At 38.1% G+C, this 23879-nt stretch carries 20 protein-coding genes, 2 pseudogenes and 1 riboswitch; of the genes and pseudogenes, 16 read left to right on the forward strand and 6 right to left on the reverse strand.

What is annotated here, in order from left to right; translation table 11 throughout:
- Nucleotides 1-171 precede the first annotated feature (171 nt).
- The 9 genes and pseudogenes from rnc to ACTQ45_RS02175 all read left to right on the forward strand — a co-directional run bounded on the left by rnc (nucleotide 172) and on the right by ACTQ45_RS02175 (nucleotide 9853).
- Nucleotides 172-885: a ribonuclease III gene (rnc, locus tag ACTQ45_RS02135; protein ID WP_441750296.1), complete on the forward strand. Its 714-nt coding sequence runs from the start codon at nucleotides 172-174 to the stop codon at nucleotides 883-885.
- The gene (smc, locus tag ACTQ45_RS02140) at nucleotides 876-4418 is read left to right on the forward strand and encodes a chromosome segregation protein SMC (RefSeq protein ID WP_441762833.1); all 3543 of its coding nucleotides are present in this window, start codon (nucleotides 876-878) and stop codon (nucleotides 4416-4418) included. Before rnc ends, smc begins: the two co-directional genes overlap by 10 nt.
- Nucleotides 4419-4524: 106 nt before the next feature.
- Nucleotides 4525-5334 carry a Cof-type HAD-IIB family hydrolase gene (locus ACTQ45_RS02145; protein ID WP_441750298.1) on the forward strand — a complete coding sequence of 270 codons (810 nt, stop codon included), beginning with the start codon at nucleotides 4525-4527 and terminating at the stop codon, nucleotides 5332-5334.
- Between the two features lie 24 nt (nucleotides 5335-5358).
- Entirely contained in the window at nucleotides 5359-6378 is a 1020-nt protein-coding gene (gene ftsY / locus ACTQ45_RS02150; protein WP_441750299.1) for a signal recognition particle-docking protein FtsY, read from the forward strand.
- Nucleotides 6379-6808: 430 nt separating this feature from the next.
- Nucleotides 6809-7265 (forward strand): annotated as a pseudogene (locus ACTQ45_RS02155) (ABC transporter permease subunit); the annotation flags it as partial.
- A 65-nt stretch (nucleotides 7266-7330) separates the two neighbouring features.
- A pseudogene (locus ACTQ45_RS02160) lies at nucleotides 7331-8102 on the forward strand (sugar ABC transporter permease).
- Between the two features lie 392 nt (nucleotides 8103-8494).
- The gene (locus tag ACTQ45_RS02165; RefSeq protein ID WP_441750300.1) at nucleotides 8495-9121 is read left to right on the forward strand and encodes a phosphoribosyltransferase; all 627 of its coding nucleotides are present in this window, start codon (nucleotides 8495-8497) and stop codon (nucleotides 9119-9121) included.
- A 183-nt stretch (nucleotides 9122-9304) separates the two neighbouring features.
- Nucleotides 9305-9529: a YdbC family protein gene (locus ACTQ45_RS02170; protein ID WP_441750302.1), complete on the forward strand. Its 225-nt coding sequence runs from the start codon at nucleotides 9305-9307 to the stop codon at nucleotides 9527-9529.
- Nucleotides 9530-9853: a MazG nucleotide pyrophosphohydrolase domain-containing protein gene (locus ACTQ45_RS02175; RefSeq protein ID WP_441750303.1), complete on the forward strand. Its 324-nt coding sequence runs from the start codon at nucleotides 9530-9532 to the stop codon at nucleotides 9851-9853.
- 57 nt (nucleotides 9854-9910) lie between these two features.
- On the opposite strand, the gene ACTQ45_RS02180 is transcribed toward ACTQ45_RS02175, so the two are convergent.
- The 5 genes from ACTQ45_RS02180 to ACTQ45_RS02200 all read right to left on the reverse strand — a co-directional run bounded on the left by ACTQ45_RS02180 (nucleotide 9911) and on the right by ACTQ45_RS02200 (nucleotide 14099).
- Nucleotides 9911-10117: a hypothetical protein gene (locus ACTQ45_RS02180; protein WP_441750305.1), complete on the reverse strand. Its 207-nt coding sequence runs from the start codon at nucleotides 10115-10117 to the stop codon at nucleotides 9911-9913.
- 498 nt (nucleotides 10118-10615) lie between these two features.
- On the reverse strand, nucleotides 10616-11464 hold the full coding sequence (locus ACTQ45_RS02185) for a metal ABC transporter permease (RefSeq protein ID WP_441750306.1): 849 nt from the start codon (nucleotides 11462-11464) through the stop codon (nucleotides 10616-10618).
- The gene (locus tag ACTQ45_RS02190; protein ID WP_441762834.1) at nucleotides 11461-12348 is read right to left on the reverse strand and encodes a metal ABC transporter permease; all 888 of its coding nucleotides are present in this window, start codon (nucleotides 12346-12348) and stop codon (nucleotides 11461-11463) included. The genes ACTQ45_RS02185 and ACTQ45_RS02190 overlap by 4 nt, the downstream gene beginning before the upstream one ends.
- On the reverse strand, nucleotides 12341-13129 hold the full coding sequence (locus ACTQ45_RS02195; protein WP_441750308.1) for a metal ABC transporter ATP-binding protein: 789 nt from the start codon (nucleotides 13127-13129) through the stop codon (nucleotides 12341-12343). The genes ACTQ45_RS02190 and ACTQ45_RS02195 overlap by 8 nt, the downstream gene beginning before the upstream one ends.
- Nucleotides 13130-13154: 25 nt before the next feature.
- Nucleotides 13155-14099 carry a metal ABC transporter solute-binding protein, Zn/Mn family gene (locus ACTQ45_RS02200; RefSeq protein ID WP_441762835.1) on the reverse strand — a complete coding sequence of 315 codons (945 nt, stop codon included), beginning with the start codon at nucleotides 14097-14099 and terminating at the stop codon, nucleotides 13155-13157.
- 186 nt (nucleotides 14100-14285) lie between these two features.
- Here ACTQ45_RS02200 and ACTQ45_RS02205 point away from each other — a divergent pair, with 186 nt between their 5' ends.
- The 3 genes from ACTQ45_RS02205 to ffh are packed head-to-tail and all read left to right on the forward strand — an operon-like array spanning nucleotide 14286 to nucleotide 16537.
- A complete protein-coding gene (locus ACTQ45_RS02205) occupies nucleotides 14286-14693 on the forward strand; it encodes a metal-dependent transcriptional regulator (RefSeq protein WP_441750310.1) in 408 nt (135 codons plus the stop codon).
- Nucleotides 14680-15009 carry a YlxM family DNA-binding protein gene (gene ylxM / locus ACTQ45_RS02210; RefSeq protein ID WP_441750311.1) on the forward strand — a complete coding sequence of 110 codons (330 nt, stop codon included), beginning with the start codon at nucleotides 14680-14682 and terminating at the stop codon, nucleotides 15007-15009. Before ACTQ45_RS02205 ends, ylxM begins: the two co-directional genes overlap by 14 nt.
- Nucleotides 15010-15052: 43 nt before the next feature.
- Nucleotides 15053-16537: a signal recognition particle protein gene (gene ffh, locus ACTQ45_RS02215; protein WP_441750312.1), complete on the forward strand. Its 1485-nt coding sequence runs from the start codon at nucleotides 15053-15055 to the stop codon at nucleotides 16535-16537.
- A gap of 379 nt (nucleotides 16538-16916) precedes the next feature.
- Here ffh and ACTQ45_RS02220 read toward each other — a convergent pair whose 3' ends face one another.
- A complete protein-coding gene (locus ACTQ45_RS02220; protein WP_441762836.1) occupies nucleotides 16917-17804 on the reverse strand; it encodes an acetamidase/formamidase family protein in 888 nt (295 codons plus the stop codon).
- A gap of 166 nt (nucleotides 17805-17970) precedes the next feature.
- On the opposite strand from ACTQ45_RS02220, the gene ACTQ45_RS02225 reads away from it, so the two are divergent.
- From ACTQ45_RS02225 to ACTQ45_RS02240, 4 genes are all read left to right on the forward strand, one after another.
- Nucleotides 17971-18741 (forward strand): MerR family transcriptional regulator, encoded by a 771-nt coding sequence (locus tag ACTQ45_RS02225; RefSeq protein ID WP_153861730.1) that lies wholly within the window; start codon nucleotides 17971-17973, stop codon nucleotides 18739-18741.
- A gap of 183 nt (nucleotides 18742-18924) precedes the next feature.
- Nucleotides 18925-19103, forward strand: a riboswitch (M-box (ykoK) riboswitch).
- A gap of 417 nt (nucleotides 19104-19520) precedes the next feature.
- A complete protein-coding gene (gene mgtA, locus ACTQ45_RS02230) occupies nucleotides 19521-22172 on the forward strand; it encodes a magnesium-translocating P-type ATPase (RefSeq protein ID WP_441762837.1) in 2652 nt (883 codons plus the stop codon).
- 207 nt (nucleotides 22173-22379) lie between these two features.
- Nucleotides 22380-22652: a 30S ribosomal protein S16 gene (gene rpsP, locus ACTQ45_RS02235; protein ID WP_441750316.1), complete on the forward strand. Its 273-nt coding sequence runs from the start codon at nucleotides 22380-22382 to the stop codon at nucleotides 22650-22652.
- 52 nt (nucleotides 22653-22704) lie between these two features.
- Nucleotides 22705-22977 carry a KH domain-containing protein gene (locus ACTQ45_RS02240; protein WP_441750317.1) on the forward strand — a complete coding sequence of 91 codons (273 nt, stop codon included), beginning with the start codon at nucleotides 22705-22707 and terminating at the stop codon, nucleotides 22975-22977.
- Nucleotides 22978-23879: the final 902 nt, after the last annotated feature.

A 23879-nucleotide genomic window follows, 5' to 3' on the forward strand; every position in this document is an offset into this window, starting at 1 on the left:
AATCCGTTTAACCGAATAAGACGGAATGTTTTATGGTGAAGAATGAAGCTTATAAAAGTTTAATAAATACAATTGGAATTGGATAGGAAGATTTTATTTACTGAGCTACTTATAGTCATATACTGGTCAAAATGTATCTTGTTGTGAAAGAAAAAAGTGAAGAGGGTAAATATGAAACTAGCGTTAACAAAATTAATTGAAAAGAATACGGGGATTCATTTTAAGAATGCCCTGCTACTTGAGACAGCCTTTCAACATACGTCATTTGTTAATGAAAGAGCATCAAGGAAATTGGAACATAATGAACGCTTGGAATTTTTAGGCGATGCGGTCTTAGAAGTGATTGTGAGCGATTATTTGTATCATGAGTATCCAAGCGAGCCAGAAGGTCAATTGACACGTATGCGTGCACAGCTCGTGCGTGAGGAGAGTTTAGCTTTTCTTGCTAAGCAATATAATTTTAATCGTTACATTCGTTTAGGAAAAGGCGAATTAGCGAGTGGTGGTAGTGAAAGGGATTCTATCTTAGCTGACTGTTTTGAAGCTTTTTTAGGAGCGGTGTATTTAGACCAGGGGATGGAAATGGCTAGAGAATGGTTAAACCGTGCTTTATTAGAACCACATCGTGTGATTTTAACAAAAGTGAATCTTGATTATAAGACACTTTTCCAGGAAAAAGCTCAACAAAAGGGTGCCGTTTTAATTCGGTACGAATTATTAGAACAATCGGGCCCAGCCCATAATCAAGACTTTACAATGGGACTTTATTTAAACGAACAACTAATCGCAAAAGGTTCAGGTAAAAGTAAAAAGCAAGCAGAAATGCAAGCGGCCGAACATGCTTTTGCTTTAGTGGATGAGAAAGGTAATATTAAATGCATTTAGAAAGAATTGAAATGACTGGATTTAAATCCTTTGCGGATAAAACAGTTATCGAATTTGACACAGGTTTAACGGCTGTCGTCGGACCAAATGGAAGTGGTAAGAGTAATCTTTCGGAAGCGATTCGTTGGGTATTAGGGGAACAATCAGCCAAAAGTTTACGTGGTAATCGCATGGAAGATGTTATATTTAATGGGACGCAAGAACGTAAGCCTGTAAATTTAGCAAAAGTAACATTGGTCTTAAACAACGAAGATCGATATTTGGATTATGATTTTAGTGAGATTAGTATTACGCGAAGTTATAATCGAAATGGTGATAGCCAATACTTTATCAATAAAGAAGTCGTCCGTCTAAAAGACATTGTGGATCTATTATTAGATTCCGGTCTAGGGAAGAACAGTTTTTCAATTATCTCTCAAGGTAAAGTGGAATCCATTTTCTTAAGTAAGCCCGAAGAGCGTCGAACTATCTTTGAAGAAGCAGCAGGCGTCCAAAAATATCAATATCGAAAAGTTGAGGCTGAAAGAAAGCTCGTCAGATCAAGTGATCATTTAAGTCGAGTGAAAGATATTATTCATGAATTAGAAGGCCAATTAAAGCCATTAGCCAAACAAAGAGAAGATGCTCTACGTTATCAAGAAAAACATGAAGCGTTACGACGCTTAGAGATTTCTTTATACAGTTATCAAATCGCACAGTACCGCGATGACTGGAATAAAGCTGAAGATGCGTTAAAGACTTTGAATTCAGAAATTGAACAATTAGAACAAGAAAACAATCAGTTAAGTCGAGCGCTGGAAAACGAGACACTAGAGCTCGATCAAATTACTCAAACACTTGATGTTAACTCTGAAGAATATCAAGTGAAAGGTCAACAATTAGAACGATTAAAAGCGCGTCAACAAATGACGGAGCAACAAATTCGTTTTAATCAAACCTCACTTAATGACAAACAATCTGCTTATCAACAACAGGTTGAACGTCACAGTAAACTTTCAGTTGAATATGATACCTTGTTGACTCAGCAGACTGACTTTGGTGAGCAATTGACTAGGATGAAGCAAAAACTGAAGCAATACGAACAGAAACGCTCGATTTTAACAGGGGACGATCAAGCACAAATTGAGGAGATACGTGGACAGCTGATTGATTTTTATCAATTAGAAACGACAGCTCGTAATCAAATCACTCAGTTTAATGCAACGGTTACCCAACAAGGTGAACGTAACAAACACTTAACTTTACAACTAGAACAAGTAGCGACTTCTCTAGAATTGGCTGAAACAGAGTTTGCTAAGCATATTGAAGGTCAAGCTGAACATCAAGCCAATCAACAGAGTTTGCGACAGCAGTTTAACCGTTTATTAGAAGAAAACCAATTAACGCAGCAAAAGCGTCAACAAATGCAACAAACTTTATTTCAGCATGAACGCCATACGCAGCAAATTGATTCCAAGGTGTCGAATTTAAAGCATATGCAAGAAGACTATGCAGGTTATTTCGCAGGGGTTCGTGCTGTCATGAAGCAAGCCAGTCGTATGCGTGGCGTTGAAGGTACAGTGGCGGATTTGATTAATGTTCCTCAAGCCTATCAGTTAGCGATTGATACTGCCTTAGGGGGGAGTTTACAACATATTGTGGTGACAGATGATCAGTCTGCAAAGGAAGCTATTCATTATTTGAAACAACAAAAGGCTGGTCGTGCGACATTCTTACCGCGTACGAATATTAAACCGCGCATGTTGAACAATAAGCAATTAGAACAAGCTCAACAACACGTAGGCTTTGTGGGAATCGCGAATCAATTGGTGGAGTATGCAAGTCAAAATAACAATATTATCGCGAATTTATTAGGTACAACGATCATTATGTCTGGTATTGAAGAGGCACAACAATTAGCACGCCGCTTGAATCACTCGGTAAAAATTGTGACTTTAGAAGGTGACGTCTTAATGCCAGGAGGATCGATTTCTGGTGGACAAGCACGTAAACAACAGAATTCAATGTTAGCTCGTCAAAATGAATTAAAAATTGCTGAAGAGCAGTTACAAGTAGCTCAACAAACCTTAAAACAATTAGAAGATGACTGGCTTAAAGTTCAATCGAAAGAACAACATTTGCATGAACAAGTGGAGAATAACCGTGAGGTGTTAAATCAAGCTGAAATTCAGTCGCAACAGCTACAACAAACCACTCATCAACTACAACAAACAATTAAGCAATTTCAAAATCAACAATTAATTTTAAAGGATGAATTAACGCAAGCAGAAGAAGTTGTCAGTGAGGCTGAAAAACAGTTATTGCTTGCAGAAAAAAACTTAGCAAAAGCGAGTCAAGGTATTGCTGACACCAATGAGACATTAGAACAGCATAGTTTAAGTCAAGAAGACCGCCAAAAGCAATTACAGCAATTAGAAGTTGAGTATAACGAATGTAAAACTCAACAAGCCGTGAAGCAAACGCAAGCTAGTCAATTACAACAACAAGTTGAAACGTTGACAGAGCAGTTAGCTGAAGTGACCGTATTCATTGAAAGTTATCAATTGAGTCAGCATCAAGATGAAACTGACCTAGACGAATTAGAAGCCGTGCTTGAACAAACGATTGTTGATATCAAAGAGATGACAGCAATCTTAGAACAACACAAAGCAGAACTTGCAAACTTGCGTGAACGTCGACACGTCTTGAGTGAAACCTCTCGTGCTAACGAACAAAAACAACGCGAAATAATTCAAATGACGCAACAATCTTATCAAAAACAAGCGAAACTTGAAGCTCAGATTGAAAAGTTCCAAGCTTTTATTGATAATCAGCTGGAATATTTAAGTGAAGAATACCAATTATCCTATGAGGCAGCTAGTAGCATGGCTGAGCCAATCGATACGATTGCCAAAGTAAATCAAGAAGTTAAGAACTTGAAACGAGAAATTGAACGTTTAGGTCCGATTAACTTAGCATCGATTGAAGATTATGATGTACTAAATGAGCGTTTTAAACATTTAGTAGAACAACAGGATGATTTATTAACTGCCATGTCTCAATTGAAAGAAACGATGGCTGAGATGGATAGTGAAGTCATTAAGCGTTTTGGAGAGACTTTCAGTGTCATCAACCAACAGTTTCAAAAGACATTTCGTAAACTATTTGGTGGAGGAAATGCAGCTTTACAATTAACCGATCCTAGTGATTTACTAGCAACTGGTGTCGATATCGTGGCCCAACCTCCCGGTAAGAAAAAACAAAACTTAGCTTTATTATCCGGTGGCGAGCGAGCTTTAACGGCGATTGCTTTATTATTCGCTATATTGGAAGTTAAGCCTGTTCCGTTTTGTGTACTGGACGAAGTAGAAGCGGCTTTAGATGATGCCAACGTTTATCGCTATGGTGAATATCTACAAGATTTTACAGAGAATACACAATTTATCGTGATTACTCACCGTAAAGGTACGATGGAACATGCCGACGTCTTATACGGCGTGACAATGGAACGTTCTGGAATTTCGAAACTGGCCTCCGTTAAATTAAGTGACTAAATTGTTTTATCTTTGTAGGTATAGCTCGTGGCTCTAGAATATGACTTTAACTATCGAAAAGTGTTATGATTATAGTACAGAGTAAGCTTTGAAGGGAAACTAATAAATGATTAAATTAATTGCAATTGATTTAGATGATACATTATTGACTGACGATAAAGTGATTACGGACCGTAATAAAGAAGCGTTACATTATGCACACAAAAAAGGAATCAAGGTGGTTCTTTGTACAGGTCGTCCATATTTAGCCATGAAAGACTTAGTAACTGAAATTGGACTGACTTCAGCGGATGATTATATTATTACGTATAACGGTGCTCAAGTAAGACGAGCAGCATCTGGTGAAGTAGTTGTAGAAAATATACTGACTAAAGCAGATGTTGTTGCATGGTATGAAGTGTTAATGGCAATTAATTTACCATTGGATGCAATCGATGCGCGGTATATTTTAGAACCGGTCAACTATCCAGAAGGTTATCCTTCTTTTTATTCAGAAAGAGTGAGTAATCTAGAAACCCAGACAGTGGATTTTGCTAGTTTAGCAGACGATCATAAAATCAATAAAATGGTCATTTGCATAGAACCAGAGCATTTAGATCGTCAGTTAGCTTTAATCGATCCGAACTTTATGTCAAAGTATTCAACGTTTAAATCGCGTACGTTTTTATTCGAAATTGTAGCTAAAGGCGTGAATAAAGGGAATACATTAAAACGTTTAGGTGAAGAATTGACAATTGCACCAAAAGAAATGTTAACCATTGGTGATCAAGAAAATGATTTAGCCATGATTGAATTAGCGGGAATAGGCGTGGCGATGGGAAATGCAGTGGATTCAGTCAAAAACGCAGCAGATTATATTACAGCTGATAACAATTCAAGTGGTGTTGCTCAAGCAATTTACCACTTTTTAAAATAAATTATTCTGTAGGGAGTGAGTTAAATGGGATTATTTGATCGAATAAAACGTGCCTTTACTGGTGAAGATAAGGTTGTTAAAGAAGAGATTCAAAAAGAAAGTTCCCCCGTCGTTTTCGACAGTTATGATAAGGGAATGGAAAAAACTCGTACGAACTTTACGAGTCTATTAACTGATTTATTTACAGGCTTTAAAGAAGTGGATGAAGATTTTTATGAAGACTTAGAAGAAACCTTCATCGGGGCAGATGTCGGATTTAATATGACATTGGCACTAACGGACGCTATACGCGATGAAATTGAATCACGTAATGTACATAAGCCCGAAGATGTAAAACGTGTGACATTAGAAAAAATGGTACAACTTTACGAACGCGAGGGTGGAGATGACTTAATCACTCTAAAAGAAAACCCAGATGGTCCAACGGTAATCTTATTCGTGGGAGTGAACGGGGTAGGTAAGACGACTTCTGTTGGTAAAATTGGTTATCAATTAAAACAAGAGGGGCATAAAGTTTTAATGGCTGCTGCTGATACTTTCCGTGCGGGAGCTGTGGAACAATTGAACGTATGGGGCCAGAGACTGGATATTCCAGTTGTTACAGGTCAAGACCAAGGGGACCCAGCTTCTGTCGTTTACGACGCTGTTAAACGTGCAAATGAAGAAGCATTCGACTATTTATTAGTTGATACTGCGGGTCGTTTGCAAACGAAGATCAATTTAATGGATGAATTAGCTAAAATTAAACGTATCATTGAGCGTGAAAATCCAAATGGTATTCAAGAAGTATTATTAGTTCTCGATGCAACGACCGGTCAAAACGCTCTAATTCAAGCGAAGCAGTTCAATGATGCTACGGAGATTACTGGACTTGTGTTAACTAAACTAGATGGAACGGCTAAAGGTGGCGTAGTCCTTTCGATCCGTTATGATTTAGATATACCAGTAAAATATATTGGTTTAGGAGAACAAGCGACTGACCTTCAAGTCTTTGATTCTGAACAATATATGTACAATTTAGTTAAAGGTGCTATTGAAGGATAACTATGACTCTACTTAGTCGAAACTCTAATGAGCGTTTCGACTTTTTTGTTTGCCCAACATGGGCAAACTTTAACGGGTGCAAGTCCCGAATGCGAGTTGCAGTGGTACGCATATAGTTGAAGACAAGGGTGTCCACTGTTAGGTGGAAACTGAAGGAAGTCTTAGATGCAACTCTGTTATGACGTACAAAAATCACACAAGAGGCGTGCTGCGCGGATAAGGCTGTAAAGGAAGCTGAAGTACTATTACTGCACAAGTTCAGCGCGTAGATGTGAATAAGCTATACTAAGTTAGACAGTATAGTTAAGTTAAGGTCCAGTAGAATGAAACCTAAGCACTTGAAACGGAGAGAATCTACCATGACTGAAAAAAGAGTACCCAGAATGTTTACTCCAGAATTAAAAAAACAAATAGTACGACGTTATAAAAGTGGAAAACAGATTCTTTCTGGACGAAGACAGCGCTAATTCTGATTCGAGGTTGGCTGGGCTTTGCTTATATCTATATCATGCTGACAAGTATCTTGCAAGCCAATCTAGAAGACCTTTACGAAGCAGCGAAAATTGATGGGACAATTGCGATTCAACGCTTCAAAACCTCACATTGCCTTCTATTTTCCAGGTAGCTGCGCCGACATTCATTACGCAGTACACGAGTAATTTAATCATTTCTCGATGATATATTTATTTAATGAAGGCAGTCCGGGAAGTATTGAGAGTAATGCAGGGTCAACGGATATTCTGATATCTTGGATGTATATATTGACGACAGGTGGTTCACCGCAGTATTCAGTCGTTGCTGCAGTGGCACTCATGATTTCAGGGATTGTGACTGTTGTCTCGGTGGTCTCTTTCAAGAAAACCAATGCTTTTGATATGGAGAATTAATGATTAGAAGATGAAGTTCAGAGAAAAACAAGCAATTGTTAAGCAAGATTTTCACTTATCTCTTCATGATAACTGTTGCAGTGATTGTTATTTATCCTTTATTGACTACTGTGGCTTCTGCATTTAAAGCAGGTAACATGATTGCTTTCAAATTAGACCTCTCAACCACATGGACGCTAGAAAAATTCTGTCGTCTGTTTAAAAAGACACTCTATCTGACTTGGTACAAGAACACTTTATTTGTCGCCATATGCACGATGTTGATTCAAGTCACAGTGATTGTTTTATCAGGCTTCGCCTACAGTCATTACCGTTTCGTAGGGCGCAAGCAAAGTTTGATGTTATTTTGATTATTCAAATAGGCCTGACGATGGTTGCTTTGACGGCCTTCTATGTCATGGCTTTGTTATCCGGTGGTTTAGATCCATTTTAGTTTATCCCCTTGCTGTACATGGGCCAAGGAATACCGATGAACACCTAGTTAATGAGAATCTATTCTGATACAGTTCCAAGGGCTTTTGATGAATCGGATAAACTGGATGGTGCAGGTCACTTTAGAAGTGAAAACATTAGTTCGAGCAATGATTTCTGTCTAAGCATTATGGGCGTTTATGGGGTTTTTTGGTGATCACATGTTAGCTCGTTTTCTATTACGTTCGTCAGATAAAATAACCATTGCTGTCGGCTTACAAAGCATTATTTAATGATTCAAGAAATCAGATAGTCACTCTATTTGCTGCCGGTGCGATTCTAATGGCTTTACCGATTGTGCTATTATTCTTTTTCTTACAGAAGATTATTGCTTCGGACTTAACTTCCGGAGGGACGAAAGGATAGTTCGCAATCGACAAATTCCTATTGAGTTTTTTAAAACAATATTTTTGTTAAATAATTCATTGCTAAACGTGTTTTGGTTAATTCTGACATAACTGAAAGCTGACATTCAAGAGCAAGTGATTTTGTTCTAAGGAGACATAATTGTAAACAAATACCTAATAAAAGGTACCTTCTGTAGTAAATCAAAAAATGTAATATTTAACTGTGCACTAGATTCTGTTTCCGCAGACCTAGTGTTTTTTTCTTTGCCGTCAAGGATTTGTTCCATTTATAGTTTAAACTCATACAAGGCAAAGAGATAACTCGTCTTAAAGTTTAACGAAAGGATTATTTGCAGTATGATGAAGTTAGGAGCAGGTTCGATTTATATTCTGTAAAAAGGAGGAAATAGCGTGTTTAAAGATCGGGAAGACGCAGGCAGGCAATTAGCTTTAGTAGTTGCGATAACAAGGCCAAAGGAGACCGTAGTGTTAGGCTTACCTCGAGGTGGTGTTCCACTAGCTGTTGAAGTGTCACAATATCATCAGACAGCGCTAGATATCATATCGGCCAAAAAGATTGGTCATCCACTGAATCCAGAATTTGCAATCGGAGCAGTAGCAGAAGGTGGTCGTCCCATTTATAAACAATCGGAAGTGGCACAGGTGGATAATGACTGGTTAGAACAACGATTGGAAAGTATTCATTCTGAGATGGCAAAGCGACGCAAACAATATGATGCGATAATCAAAGGGAAAATTTTGGAAAATCAGGATGTTATCATTGTTGATGATGGTATAGCGACTGGACAGACGATGATTGCGGCAATCGAAGCCGTTAAAGAAAGAAACCCCCGTAGCTTAGCAGTAGCTGTTCCAGTCATTGCGAGTGATACCTATCGAGCTTTAATAGAGTTAGTGGATGACGTTTATGCTGTCATGGTAACCGATCATTTTCTAGGCTCAGTCGGTGCATATTATCAGACTTTTCCACAAGTTAGCGACCAATTAGTAGAAGCCTTACTTAAAGAATATGGCTAAGAAGAGTGATGTTAGCCAGTAAAATGTAGTGTTTAATAAACCCTTGTGGCACATAAGTCGGACGATTTATGCTGGCTTGGTAAGTGATTAGAAAGTTGTTTATTTGGAACATGTTTCTGCTTGCATTGGCCGTGCCCTTGCTATAAAGTTATAATAATAAAGACGTAGAATGGAGGAGTTATAATGGCAGATTTTAAATTTGAGATTCAAGAGCATTTAGCGCAATTATCAACCAATGCTAAAGGTTGGTCAAAGGAACTTACATCGGTAAGTTGGAATGAGCGAGACGCGAAGTATGATATCCGCGAGTGGAGTGAAGATTATTCTAAAATGAGTAAAGGCTTGACCTTTACAGCTGAGGAATTGCGTTTATTGCGCGACGCTTTAAACAAGATTGAGTTAGACTAGATGACTGAATTTAATCTGAAGGATTTTCAAGCTTATTTAAGCGATAAATATCAAACAACTACGAGTTCGACAGGGCTTTTTATGAAATTAGTGGAAGAGATTGGCGAGGTAGCTGAGGCGTTGAATCAGTTAGAAGGACGTAAGCCAGCGGTAGAAGACAGTTCTTTAGCGTATGAGCTAGCTGACGTGCTGCATTATGTCGTCGCGATTGCCAGTGTTCATCAGATTGATTTAAGCCACACGATTCTTGAAAAAGATCAACTGGCAGTAATTAAATATCAACACCCAATCAATTTAAAAGAGTATCTATCAAGCAGCAATTAATAAAAGACTTCCCACCTTTCAAATACTGAAAGAAGTGTGAAGTCTTTTAATTTAAGTTTAAATAGCGCTAGTTTGTTTTTGAGCGTCTTGCTTCGTATGTAGAATAAATAAAACTTGACGAGCGATAGGTTGTGCGATTAAGGATTCAACTGCAAAGGCAATCGCAAAATTACGCGGCCATTTGTGGAAGAATGAATAAATTGGGCCCATTGAAATTAATCTTTGTCCAATCCATGATCCAATAACTGTTAATAGAACTGACATTCGTAAAACATTACACAGAATATTGATTGTGATTTTAGAATTAAAACTATCATCTTTAGCGACAATTTTGCTGATAATTTATCGGCAGGAGCGTGACTCAACAAGACTGGAATAACGACTGCTACCCAAATAAAAAGGAGAGTTGTTAAAGTTTGAACCCAGTTTTGGAATGAGAAACCAATCTCAAACATCGTAATTAATGGGGCGATAATAAGGAATGAAAGTACTGAAACAATAGCTAGAAACAAAAGAAAACTTTCGTTGATCTAGGTAAACGCATGTGAAAATCCATTTTCTCCTCCATTACGGCAAAAAAAACCAACAATCCCCCATTAGAAAGAGGGGTTGCTGATCAATTATACGCAAATTATTTTTTTACTGAATTTTAAAAGTCCAAAAAGTCTACCACATTAAAAAAATATTTCTAAAGTTATTTTTAAAAGTGTAATATTTCTTGTTTTAAAGCAACAGACAGACCACTTGACTAAATTGGTAGTACTAAATATAGCGTGATTGCTGCGTCAGGAAAACATTTTTAATAATAAAGACAATCATGAAACTAATAAAGGACACAACAGCCACCATCGAAGAGATAGAAGTATTGAAATAAAGTCCGATAAAGTAGCCAATGCAACTGTTAATTATGGCAATGATGACCGAGGTTAGAAGTAATTTTGGGAAAGACTCCACCAACAAACGAGCAGTCATGGCAGGTGCTGCCATTAAGGCAATCACAAGGATTGCCCCGATGCTTTCAAAGGATGTGACTGCCGTTAAAGAAACTAAAGTCATTAAGATGAAATCTAGCAAGTTAACTCGGATTCCAATTGTCTGAGCGTAAATCCGGTCAAACAAGCGTATTTTAAGCGATTGGTAGGTAAGTAAAATAAAACCTGAATTGAGTAATAAAACAAAAGCCCCTTGAATAAAAGCAGTCGGTAATTTTACACCTAGCAATTCAGTGCGTTTTAAAGGCGACAACTCCACTTGACCTAATAAAACCATGTCGATGTCTAAATGAACATTTGTATAATATTTTGAAATAATCAAAACAGCAATGGCGAAGAAAAATGGGAAAACTAAACCAATGGCTGCATCGTTAGCGACGCGTCCGGTTTTAACTAACAATTCGATAGATACAACTGTTATCACTCCGAATAATGTGGCACCTACAATTAACCAAGGGGAGGACAGATCACCGACAAAATAATAAGCAACCACAATCCCTAATAATATCGTATGAGAAATGGCATCCGCCACCATTAGACTCTCCCTTTGAAGTAATAGGCTTCCCATTAAACTACAAGATGCTGCAACAACACAGAGCACATATAAGATTTGAATCATGAGACAACCTCCTGTGATTTTTTATATAAATGTTCCATCAGAATGCCTTTTGGCCCGACTATTAATGAGAAGAGGGCAATGATCGTCAACACAACAACAATCATTGGACCTGTTGCGATATTAGTAATGACGGTACTCAATAATGTACCAAGAAAAGCCGCTATAGTTCCGAACAGACCAGACAGCCAAATCATACGAGGGTAGGCGTTGGTCCATTGTTGGGCAGCAATCGCTGGTGCAATGAGCATACTACTAATCAATTTGGCTCCGACTGCTTGGAGGCCGACTGAAATCACCAGTAAGCCCATGAGTAAGAGTAAATGACTAATCCAACTGGTATTAATACCAATCGTTTCTGCAAATACTCGGTCAAACAGCGTGATTTTTATTTTAGGATAAAATAACCAAAAGACACTTAAGACTAAGACAGTGACCATCAGAATTAATTCTACATCCGAACGCATCAAAAAGGCAGCTTGTCCCATAATATAAGTATTTAAGCCAGCAAAATTGACCGTTTGAAAACGAGGGCTCGTCTGAACAATATTATAAAGTAATAGACCTAAACTAAATAAGGACGATAAAACCAAAGCGAGTATACTCTCATATGGGAATTGACTATATTTTCGAATAAAGCCGATCAGCCAGAAGGCAATTAAGCCAAAAACGATGGCCCCTAAGAGTAAGACGCTCGTTTGACGCGTTTGAAAAATCATAAAAGCAAGAATCACGCCAGGATAAACTGCATGACCAATCGCATCTCCCAGCTGACTTTGTTTTTCTAAAACCAGTGTCGTACCTACAATGCCAGAAACTAAACCGAGTGCCATACTCCCCAAGGCGACCACCCAGAAAAAGTAGTCAAAAGTAAAATTACTAACCATGATGAACACTTCCTTTTTTCTCCATGTGATTATCTGAATAGAATTCACGACTGGTCGTGATGCCGTGATAAGTTGTATGGATGTTTTCAGGTGTAAAGATATCTTGGATAGAACCACTAGCAATCAATTGACGATTAATCAGAATGACCGAATCAAAGTATTCCGGTACGGTATTCAAATCATGGTGAACTGTGATACTTGTTTTACCACCTTGTTGAAAAGCAATCAGTTGATCCATTATCATCTGTTCACTTTTAAAATCAACACCCGCTAGTGGTTCATCTAAGAAATATAGATCAGCATTCTGGGCAATGGCCCGTGCAATAAAGACACGTTGTTTTTGTCCACCGGATAGCTGATTAATTTGACGTGCTTTTAAATCGGTTAGTTGCATTTTTTCTAAGGCTTCGTCGACCACTTGTTTTTGTGTTTGTGTAATGCGTTGGAAGGCCCAACGCTTTGATGTGACACCCATTAACACCACGTCATAAACTGTAGTTGGGAATTGCCAATTTACATCGGAAGTTTGCGGAACATAAGCAATCCGGTGGCGTACTTTAGCTAAAGGTTCGTCAAACAAGTGGATGCTTTTACTGTTGGCATTGACTAAGCCAAGAATCGCTTTAATAAGAGTCGATTTACCAGCTCCATTGGGCCCGACAATGGCTGTGCGAACATTGTAAGGTAAGGTAAGAGAAACGTTATCTAAAGCGCGTGTTTGTTGGTAATGTACGTTTAAATCTTCTATTGTCAGAATGTTCTTTTGCTTTGCTTGATGCATGATAAAATCCCCCTAGAGATAGTGTTCATTTCGTCAAATGCTTGACGATTAAAGAAACGTTGTGTTTGTACATGTCGATGTAATTGTCATTTGCTTGGCCACTCGCAGCTAAAGAATCTGAATACAAGGCATTATCCTCACCACCAACGACAATCACTTCACCACCTAATTGACTTACGCCTTCTTGAAGTTTCTCCATCGCCTGTGGGTTAGATGTAGTGTCTAAGAAGATAGCCGGTATTTGATGTTCAATGATAAACTCAACCGTTTGAATAATAGCTTCGTTAGACACTTCAGCTTCAGTACTAATGCCTTGTGGTGCATAGACCGTGAAGTTATTCATTTGGGCAAAATACTCAAAGGCATCATGCGGTGTGACTAAAATCCGTTCGTCAACGGCAAGTAAGGCGATTTGCTCATCAATCCATTCACCTAATGCGTCGAGTTCTGATATGTATTCAGCGGTGTTCCTTGTATATAAGTCGGCATGTTCAGGAAAGGTATTCATTAAATGATCACGTGCTGCTATGACGGATTGTTTATATAAGTCCAAGTTGAACCAATAATGTGGGTCAATTTCGTTAGAGTCTTCTGCGACAAAAATTAGCTGTTCTTTGGGAAAGTTGTCTGTGACAGAAAAACCATAATCTTCCAGAGCGGTTGCCATTTGTGCTTCAAAATTTAACCCGTGATAAAGTAATAGATCTGCTTCAAGTATTTTGGGTAAGTCACGAGCAGACGCGTTATACAGATGTGGGTCACCACCTGCCGGGATAATCAGTGAAATATCAACTGTATCTTCTGCGATGCGTCTCACAATATCTTCAAGGAAACTGGTTGTGACAGTGACTTTAAGTAAAGACTCCTCCTGTGCCTTGATTGGTAAGGTTGTTGACCTCAGTGCGCAAGTAAACAAAAGTAGTAGAACAATGATTGGGCGAATGAATAAGAATTTTGTTTTGATAAACATTTGAAAGCTCCTTTTAATAAAGTCTAGCGAATGTTTTAGGTGCACCTAAAACTTATCTAGTGACATTATAACTTGAGCAACTTTTAAAATCAATAGGCGCGCCTAAAAAAAGAGATTGATTTGTTTCACAATAAAAAACATGATAGAATAAAGGTTGCATTGAATGAATCAAGAAGGGGTGAGGGCTTGTCACAAAGTCGAGAAGATTATGTGAAATTTATTTATGAACATTCCTCAGGCGATTCGGTATCGAATAAGATGATTGCCCGAGGCCTTCAGGTTTCGCCGCCTTCTGTTAGTGAGATGATTCATAAGTTAGCCAATGAAGGTTTAGTCAACTACCGACCTTATTATGGTGCCAAACTTACTGAAGCGGGTGAGAATATGGCGAGAGAATTGATTCGAAAGCATGAGATTTGGGAATATTTTCTTGAGCATAAGTTAAATTATACAAAGGAAGAAGTTCATGATCTGGCTGAAATTTTAGAACATTCCACGCCGCTAGACCTGGCCGATCGTTTGGCTGAATTCATAGAGTATCCCAGTTTTTCGCAGGTTCCACTTGAAAGGGAGTTAGACGATGGCTATCCATAAAACCTTACGTATGAATCAATTGTTTGATTTTTACCAAGCTCTGTTAACCGAGAAACAACAACAAATGTTGGAGTTATACTATGAAGAGGATTTGTCACTAGCTGAAATTGCGGAACACTATGACATTAGTCGACAAGCGGTTCATGATAATATTAGACGCGGTGAAAATGCACTCGAAGATTATGAAGCAAAGCTTGAATTATTAGGACGGCGAACAGCGCGTATGACGATTTTTTCGCAATTAGATGTATTAGAGGACGTGCCTGAGGCTGTTTGTACTTTATTAAATCAATTAAAAGCAATTGACCTCACTTAAAACGAGGCAAATAAAAGATTATCCAAGTTAAAGGGGAAATAACATGGCATTTGAAGGATTATCCGAAAGACTTCAGTCAGCGATCAGCCAAGTCGGAACTGGCGGTACTATCACAGAAGCTGACTTAAAACAGATGATGCGCGAGATTCGTCTCGCATTACTAGAAGCTGACGTCAACTTTCAAGTTGTAAAGACTTTTGTTAAAAGCGTTAATGAGCGTGCTTTAGGGTCTGACGTTTTAACGTCACTATCACCAGCACAACAAGTACTAAAAATTGTAGATGAAGAGTTAACAGCTTTAATGGGCGGCGAAAGAGAACCGTTAAACTTCTCGAAGATGCCACCAACGGTCATTATGATGGCTGGTTTACAAGGGGCTGGTAAAACAACAACGGTTGGTAAATTAGCGAAATATGTGAGCGAAAACGGCAAGAAGAAACCTTTATTAGTTGCGGCTGACGTTTATCGTCCTGCAGCGATTGATCAATTAGAAACGATTGGTCGTCAATTAGGTTTTGAGGTATTTAGTCGTGGTACTGAGGCGAATCCAGTGGATATTGCATCTGAAGCGGTCAGTCAAGCACGTATGAATGGTAACGAAGTGGTTATTATTGATACGGCCGGTCGTTTACATATCAACGAAGAATTAATGGATGAGTTAAGTAATATTAAACAAGCCGTTAGCCCGGATGAAATTTTATTAACGGTTGATGCGATGACAGGCCAAGATGCCGTCAATGTTGCTCAATCATTTAATGAAATATTGGATATAACTGGGGTTGTTATTACGAAGTTAGATGGTGACACTCGTGGGGGTGCTGCTTTATCCATCCGTTCAATTACAAACAAGCCGATTAAATTTACGGGTCAAGGAGAAAAACTTGATGCTTTAGAACCATTCTATCCAGAACGTATGTCAAGCCGTATCTTAGGTATGGGTGACATGATGACTTTAATTGAGAAAGCTCAAAAGGACTTCGACGAAGAGCGAGCGGCTGAAATGGCCGATAAGATTAAAGATGCGAGCTTTGACTTTAACGACTTCATCGAACAGATGGAACAAGTGACTAAGATGGGATCAATTAAAGATATTCTAAAAATGATTCCTGGTATGAGTAAAGTTCCAGGAATTGACGAATTAAGTGTAGACGATAAAGACATCGGTCGTGTAAAAGCGATTGTCATGTCGATGACTCCAGAAGAACGTCAAAATCCCGACATCATTTCACAAAGTCGCCGTCGCCGTATTGCAAAAGGGTGTGGTCAAACATTAGCAGAAGTTAACCAAATGATCAAACAATTTAACCAGTCACGTGACATGATGAGTCAAATGTCGAATGGTAAGACAGGCGGCATGAAGAAAATGATGCGTCAAATGCAACAAATGGGCGGCGGCGGTGCCATGCCTGGAATGCCAGGTATGCCAAGCATGAATGACCGCGACTTCATGACACCAGAACAGCTTCAAGCTGAAAACGAACAGAAGAAATTACAACGTATGTTGAAAAAGAAAAAGAAAAAACGCTAAATTTAACAGCCACCTGCTTGTCTTGAAAATGACGAGGAGGTGGCTGATTTTTGTAATATAAGGGCTTATAAGTTTTATGTTGATTTACTAAGCTGTGTACTTCACTCAACTTATTGTTTTCAAAGGCAGAGGTCGCTTTCAAAGCCTCACTAATGTTCGTGCTTTTCCGATTGAATCGAAAAAGCTTTCGAAAACAAGTCGCTGAGCTAGGTTGAGTATTCCAACAAAAGTGACGCTGTATTATCTAGTCAAGAATGCTGAAGTTCTTGGAATTATCCGAGGTTTTCTGACGTTCCGTTAGGCGTCCAATGGCACGTGGCTCTTTCCATGACGTTCCGTTAGGCATCCAATGGCATGTGGCTCCTACCATGACGTTCCGTTAGGCATCCAGTGGTGAGTTTAATAATGTTTTAGCTAATTCCATCCGAACGGTGACGTTTGGATTAACGATTTGTGAAGTATGCAAATCACCGGCTAAGGATAGTAACATACCTGCTTGATTTAGTGTCAAATGGCTAATTTGAGTGATCAAGTCTGTCATATGGTCAATCGCCAATTGGCTTGCGGCTTCCAATGTTTCGCGCGATCCAAGTGTAATCCATAAATCATCAGTTTCTATTAAAGGTAAAGGTAGTGTGAAATCTTTAAGTACTTCGACTTTAACTGTGACTTCGCCGGCAATTTCTAAACCAGCTCCCATTATCTCGCCGTCTCCCATCGTGGCATGTAGATCACCCAAGGCTAAAAGTGCCCCTTCAACATTAACAGGTAAGTAGAGTATACTGCCTTCTGTCATTCGTGTCGTATCAAGATTTCCACCGTGATCATGAGGCGTTCCTGTATTAATTCCTTCACCAGCTGGAGCAGTGCCGATGACTCCAATCATTTTACGTAAAGGTATTTGAATACCTTTGTAGTCAACGTGTGTGTCTGAGACTGGACAAATAATGGTTTCTTCAGCTTCTATGCGATGTGCTAAACGACCAAGGCCAGGGGCGGTGACAATCGCTCCTTTATCGGCAAGGCTAATTTTTTCAATCGTTACTTTTAAAACATCACCAACTTCTGCACCTTGAATAAACAAGGGTCCGGTAGCTGGATTTACCTGACTAAAATCAATCGAACTCACTAAATCATCTTCAGTTAACACAGTATTCGAAAAACAATCTAAGGTTTCAAAAATTACTGTTTCACCATTATCAGCGGTTAAAGCGGGGGCATTATGACGATCCATTGTAAAAATTACATGTTCACTCGAAATTTTCATTAAGTTTCCTCCTTGATTTGCCTATACTATTAGTATGGTTAGCTGTTAGGCAAAAGTCAAAGTTAATGGTCACAGAAATGGTAAACTAAACTTAAAGAAAAAATGCTAATTAAGGCTTGACCTTAACGTAACGTGAAGGTTTATGCTATAGAAGAGAGGTGAGGTAATGGAATATTCAATTAGTCAGTTAGCAAGAATTTCAGGAGTGAGTGCACGCACTCTGAGGTATTATGATGAAATAGCGTTGTTGAGGCCCAAACGAATTAACTCAAGTGGTTACCGAATTTATGGAGCGAAGGAAGTCAATTTGTTGCAACAAATACTATTCTATCGTGAAATTGGAATTAATCTAGAAGAAATTAAGGCGATAATTTATGCAGAGGATTTCAATCTTCAGGAGGCTTTAGAAAATCATTTACTTCAACTATCTCAAGAAAAGAAGCGGATTGAACGTTTAATGAGTACTGTGAATGACTCAATTCAAGCGCTAAAAGGAGAGAGAACAATGACAGATAATGAAAAATTTGCGGCTTTTAAACAAGAACTCATTGACGATAATGAACAGAACTATGGTCAAGAAATTAGAGCAAAATATGGAGAAAAAACAGTTAATGCTTCAAATGCTAAAATGGCGAACATGACCGAAGAGCAATGGTTGGAGTTTCAACATTTAGGTGAATCAATCAATCAGAAGTTGGCGATTGCGATATCGGATGGTAATCCAGCTAGTGAATTAGCTCAAGAAGTCTGTGAACTACATCGACAATGGTTACTATTTTCGTGGCCGGAAGGGCATTATAGTCCTGAAAAACATTATAATTTAAGTTTGATGTATGTGCATGATGAAAGGTTTAAGGCTTATTATGATGGGATAACACCAGGTGCAGCTGAATTTTTACATAAAGCGATTGGTATTTATACTGCTATGGAAAATTAGGTGGCTGTTTGGTCAAGAAGACAGGAATGTCATTCGATGATGATCTATAAACGAAAAGAACCGTAAACAATCCTAATACCTTCGTGTTTAAAATAGGACACTTCTTTACTTAAAAAAATTCCGAGTTGACAATAATATTTACTGCTGTATACTGTTGAGTTGTAAAGTAATTACATAAAATTTTAAATGATTTGTTAGGCGAGGCTCCGCTACAAACACAGGCTACTGCCCAAAAACGTCGAGAGACACCAATGGGTATAACAGGAATTGTCGATATAAGGCTCTTCTTAACGTAGCTAAAAATAAACAACTGTTTATTTTTTACGTTGTAACGTGCTAAAGCTCCACGAAGAAATCACAGAAGCTTTTTTTGTGCACTTTTGAGCCCTCACTAACGATTAGTGGGGGATTTTTTGTTTTTATTTTATAGTTTATGAATGTTTGATGGGAGGGAACAATATGGTAAAAAGTTGGATCTAATAAACAATCTATTAAGTTGTCGTTTAGGTTACTTACGAGCAGTCGCTCAAGCATTAAAAGGAGGTTGAAAACAAATGGATGATAATAGTCGAAAGAATCGCAGCTTTAGGCGGAAAATGAATCAAAAGAATATAAACAAGTTATTATCTATTTGTTTGTAACCACCTGAAAATTAACTGCCTGAAGCCCAAACATAGAAGGAGGCAAACACATGTTATTACTAATAATTGAGTTGGTTGTTTTTATTGGTATTGCACTGTTGTTACTAAATCACTTCTGGGGAAAGAAGGTAAAATAATATGACAAAAATGAATAATAACCGTAAAGTGGACTACAACCGCTTTGCAGAAATGAACATAGCTGAAATTATGCAAGAATTTAAAACAACGATGCAAGGTTTCAGCGAAGAAACAGCAGCAGAAATTAGAAAAGAATTTGGTAATAATGAAATTGAGTATGGTGAGAAAACACCATTGTGGTTAACAGTACTAAAAGCGTATTTCACACCATTTACCTTAATTTTATTAGCATTAGCTGCAATCTCATTTGTGACTGAGTTTATCTTAGCAGATGCAGGTGATAAAAGTTTGGTAACTGTATTGTTAATTGTAGTGTTAGTTGTGATTAGCGGTACGATGAGCTTGATCCAATCGGTTAAGGCAAATGATGCAGCGGAAGAATTACAACAAATGGTAAAAGTTACCACGGCAGTAAAGCGTGATGGTCAGTACCAAGAAATTCCATTACAAGATATTGTCATGGGTGACTTAATCAAGTTATCCGCGGGAGACATGATTCCAGCTGATTTACGAATCATTCAATCAAAGGACTTATTCGTATCACAAGCTTCACTAACAGGGGAAAGTTATCCCGTTGAAAAGAAAGCAGAGTTAGGCACAGAAGCTTCCGATAGCCCAACAAACTTAGAAACTTTAGCGTTTATGGGGAGTAACGTTATCAGTGGTAGCGCTGAAGGAATGGTAATTGCTACAGGAAACAGTACAATGTTTGGTCAAGTTGCTAAAGAAGTTACGGCAGACGCACCTAAGACAAGTTTTGAAATTGGCATCGAAAAAACATCGCATTTATTAATTCGTTTCATGTTGATTATGGCACCCTTAGTTGTGTTAATTAATGGTGTAACGAAAGGTGACTGGTTACAAGCGTTACTATTCGGTTTATCTGTAGCCGTTGGTCTAACACCGGAAATGCTACCAATGATTGTAACAACGAACCTAATTAAAGGTTCTAATGCAATGGCTAAGGAAGGTACTATCATTAAGAATATCAATTCAATCCAAAACTTTGGTGCGATTGATGTGCTATGTACAGATAAAACAGGAACCCTCACACAGGACAAAATAGTACTCGAATACCACTTGAACTTAGAAGGGCAAGAAGATGAAAGAGTACTGCGTCATGCTTACTTAAACAGCTACTATCAAACTGGTTTAAAAAACTTGATGGATGTTGCAATTATTGAGGCAGCCAATGAAGAACTGAACACTAATGCAATCATTTACGAAAAAGTTGATGAAATTCCATTTGATTTTGCACGTCGTCGTATGAGTGTCGTCGTTGAAGATACGAATGGTAAAACTCAAATGATTACCAAAGGTGCGATTGAAGAAATGCTCGCAATCTCTGACTACGTGGATTACGCAGGTCAAGTATCGCCTTTAACCCAAGAAGCTAAAGAGATGGTGTTAGAAAATGTGCGTCGTTTAAATAATGATGGTTTCCGTGTAGTAGGGGTCGCTCAGAAGACAAACCCAAGTGTTGTTGATGAGTTCTCAATTAAAGATGAAGCCAATATGGTGTTAATTGGGTATCTAGCTTTCTTAGATCCACCGAAAGAAACAACGAAAGCAGCGCTTGAAGCTTTAAAAGCCCATCAAGTCGAAGTGAAAGTGTTAACCGGAGATAATGCACTCGTAACTCAAGCAGTTTGTAAACAAGTAGGAATTGATGCGTCTAAATACATTACTGGTGAAGAAGTAGCTCTTTTAAGTGAAGAAGAATTATCAGTTGTGATAGAAGAGCATTCAATTTTTGTCAAACTAAATCCAAGTCAAAAAGCGACGATTACGCGTTTATTAAGAGAAAATGGTCATGTCGTTGGTTTCCTTGGTGATGGAATTAATGATGCACCCGCAATGCGTGCAGCGGATGTTGGAATTTCCGTCGATACAGCAGTTGATATCGCTAAAGAGTCCGCAGATGTGATTTTATTGGAAAAAGACTTAATGGTTTTAGAAAGAGGTATAGTATCAGGGCGTAAGATTTTTGGGAATATCATGAAGTATATTAAAGCGACGACAAGCTCAAACTTTGGGAACATGTTCTCTGTGTTGATTGCAAGTATTTTCTTACCGTTCTTACCAATGATGCCGATTCACTTATTATTCTTAGGCTTAATTTATGATGTATCATGTATCGCAATTCCTTGGGACAAAATGGACGCAGAATACTTAGAAGAGCCTAAGAAATGGGATTCAAATAGTATAGGCAAATTTATGTTCTGGTTTGGTCCAACAAGTTCAATCTTTGATATTACAACTTTCGCCTTATTATTCTTTGTAATGGCGCCTCAAGTATTAGGTGGAAATTACGGAAGTTTAAATGAAGATGGCCAAGAGTTATTTATGGCTTTGTTCCATGCAGGTTGGTTTGTGATGTCATTATGGTCTCAAACAATGGTATTATATGCGTTAAGAACGGAAAAGTTACCATTTATTCAAAGTAACCCATCCGTACCATTTTTCTTAGTAACGATGTTAGGAATCGTAGTAGGGACTATTGTACCGTTTACTGAGCTTGGTACTTCGATTGGTTTAGCAAGTTTGCCAGGCAACTATTGGATTGGATTAGCCATTACGTTAGTGGCATACATCGCACTCGTAACGGTTGTAAAAAACTGGTATGTAAAATCGCATGGTAATCTATTATAAGCATTAAGACAAGAAACAGCTGTCATAAAAAGCAGCTGTTTTCATTATTTTGACTTGCGTCGTACGTATAAAACTGTATAATAATTAAGGCATTGCACATATTTTAAAAAATATTTTAATCTGTAAAGGAAAAAAGCTTTACAGCTTAAAAATAATCTGCTAAAATATGTAATTGTGATCGATATTAACCGGAGGTGAATTAAAACAATGGCAGTAAAAATTCGTTTAAAACGTATGGGTGCTAAGAAAACTCCTTTCTACAGAATCGTAGTTGCTGATGCGCGCGCTCCACGTGATGGCCGTATCATCGAGAAAATTGGTACTTACAACCCGTTAACTAATCCTGTAACTTTAGAATTAGAAGAAGAATTAGCATTAAAATGGTTAGCAGATGGTGCACAACCAACTGATACAGTTCGTGACTTATTATCTTCTAAAGGTATTATGAAAAAATTCCATGAATCAAAACAATCTAAATAGTAAGGCTTAAAGCAAATGTTATCTTAGTCAACAAACAAAGGATGATATTATAATGCCAAATATAGAAGCTTTAATAAGATCAATTGTTGAACCTTTAGTGGAAAACCCTGAAGAGTTTACAATTGAAATCGTTGATACAGAGGACTTCACTGAGTATCACTTACTATTACATCCTGATGATATCGGGCGTGTAATTGGTAAAAAAGGCCGTGTGGTTCGCGCTATTCGTACAATTGTTTACAGTGTACGCATCCGCAATCAAAAACGTGCTCGTATCGTGATTGCCAATGAAGCTGAATCACTCGACGATTCTGATGATGAATAGATATTTTTACAACCTGTCCTAGTGGCAGGTTTTTTTGTTATCTAAAAATAAATAACGCCATCCTTAATATAGACGATAAAGAGTCATTCACTTCGTTTCGCACGTTTGATTAAGGGGGAGATTTGCTGGAATTTTACTTAGTTTAGATTGTTAAAAAGTCAGAATGACGACTCGCTCGGATTTTTGTATGTACTAACACTCAGAATTTTAGCGCTCTGGTTAATTGCAGGCTTAGTTCGGGGCTTCCAGTGGTGATTTGAATTGGTAATCTAGTGATGCTGCGTGACGTGAAACTTAGGTTATACTGGTGTCTCAAATTGCGAGTTGACATGTTAAACCTTGCATAACACGTCTAAGGTGATAATTTATCTGGAAATTACGCAAAATAAGGTGTGATTTCACCCAACTTGTCTAGTATATGAGTAGTTTTTATTTTAACGTGTTAACTCGTGAAGTGAGTTGACACATTAAACCCTTTAACATGTCAACTCAAATTGCGAGTTGACATGTTAAACCTTGCATAACACGTCTAGGGTGATAATTTATCTGGAAATTACGCAAAATAAGGTGTGATTTCACCCAACTTGTCTAGTATATGAGTAGTTTTTATTTTAACGTGTTAACTCGTGAAGTGAGTTGACATGTTAAAAGCTAATGTCGTTCCCGAATTTAGCCATGGTGAGAAGGCACTTCAAGTGAACGAGTTCTATCATTTAATCATCTATTAGATATATCCATTTTTAATGAGCCTACTCGTGATTTGAGTGGGCTCATTAAAAGTTTAACAGGCTTACTCAATTTTTGGTGGGCTCCCCGTCAAGTGGAGAGTGAATAAAGAGGTAGTTTTCAATCAGGGATAATTTTGTCAAATATGTCATAAATATATTTTGAACGGATATGTT

It is taken from the genome of Fundicoccus sp. Sow4_D5 (genome assembly GCF_052116365.1).
GTDB lineage: Bacteria > Bacillota > Bacilli > Lactobacillales > Aerococcaceae > Fundicoccus.

Coding starts and splice junctions, on each gene's coding strand:
- ACTQ45_RS02190 (WP_441762834.1), bottom strand. CDS start 12,348: ATGGTTAGTAATTTTACTTTTGACTACTTTTTCTGGGTGGTCGCCTTG.
- ACTQ45_RS02180 (WP_441750305.1), bottom strand. CDS start 10,117: ATGTCAGTTCTATTAACAGTTATTGGATCATGGATTGGACAAAGATTA.
- mgtA (WP_441762837.1), top strand. CDS start 19,521: ATGACAAAAATGAATAATAACCGTAAAGTGGACTACAACCGCTTTGCA.
- ACTQ45_RS02185 (WP_441750306.1), bottom strand. CDS start 11,464: ATGATTCAAATCTTATATGTGCTCTGTGTTGTTGCAGCATCTTGTAGT.
- ACTQ45_RS02145 (WP_441750298.1), top strand. CDS start 4,525: ATGATTAAATTAATTGCAATTGATTTAGATGATACATTATTGACTGAC.
- ylxM (WP_441750311.1), top strand. CDS start 14,680: ATGGCTATCCATAAAACCTTACGTATGAATCAATTGTTTGATTTTTAC.
- rpsP (WP_441750316.1), top strand. CDS start 22,380: ATGGCAGTAAAAATTCGTTTAAAACGTATGGGTGCTAAGAAAACTCCT.
- ACTQ45_RS02175 (WP_441750303.1), top strand. CDS start 9,530: ATGACTGAATTTAATCTGAAGGATTTTCAAGCTTATTTAAGCGATAAA.
- rnc (WP_441750296.1), top strand. CDS start 172: ATGAAACTAGCGTTAACAAAATTAATTGAAAAGAATACGGGGATTCAT.
- ACTQ45_RS02240 (WP_441750317.1), top strand. CDS start 22,705: ATGCCAAATATAGAAGCTTTAATAAGATCAATTGTTGAACCTTTAGTG.
- ACTQ45_RS02225 (WP_153861730.1), top strand. CDS start 17,971: ATGGAATATTCAATTAGTCAGTTAGCAAGAATTTCAGGAGTGAGTGCA.
- ACTQ45_RS02220 (WP_441762836.1), bottom strand. CDS start 17,804: ATGAAAATTTCGAGTGAACATGTAATTTTTACAATGGATCGTCATAAT.
- smc (WP_441762833.1), top strand. CDS start 876: ATGCATTTAGAAAGAATTGAAATGACTGGATTTAAATCCTTTGCGGAT.
- ftsY (WP_441750299.1), top strand. CDS start 5,359: ATGGGATTATTTGATCGAATAAAACGTGCCTTTACTGGTGAAGATAAG.
- ACTQ45_RS02195 (WP_441750308.1), bottom strand. CDS start 13,129: ATGCATCAAGCAAAGCAAAAGAACATTCTGACAATAGAAGATTTAAAC.
- ACTQ45_RS02170 (WP_441750302.1), top strand. CDS start 9,305: ATGGCAGATTTTAAATTTGAGATTCAAGAGCATTTAGCGCAATTATCA.
- ffh (WP_441750312.1), top strand. CDS start 15,053: ATGGCATTTGAAGGATTATCCGAAAGACTTCAGTCAGCGATCAGCCAA.
- ACTQ45_RS02200 (WP_441762835.1), bottom strand. CDS start 14,099: ATGTTTATCAAAACAAAATTCTTATTCATTCGCCCAATCATTGTTCTA.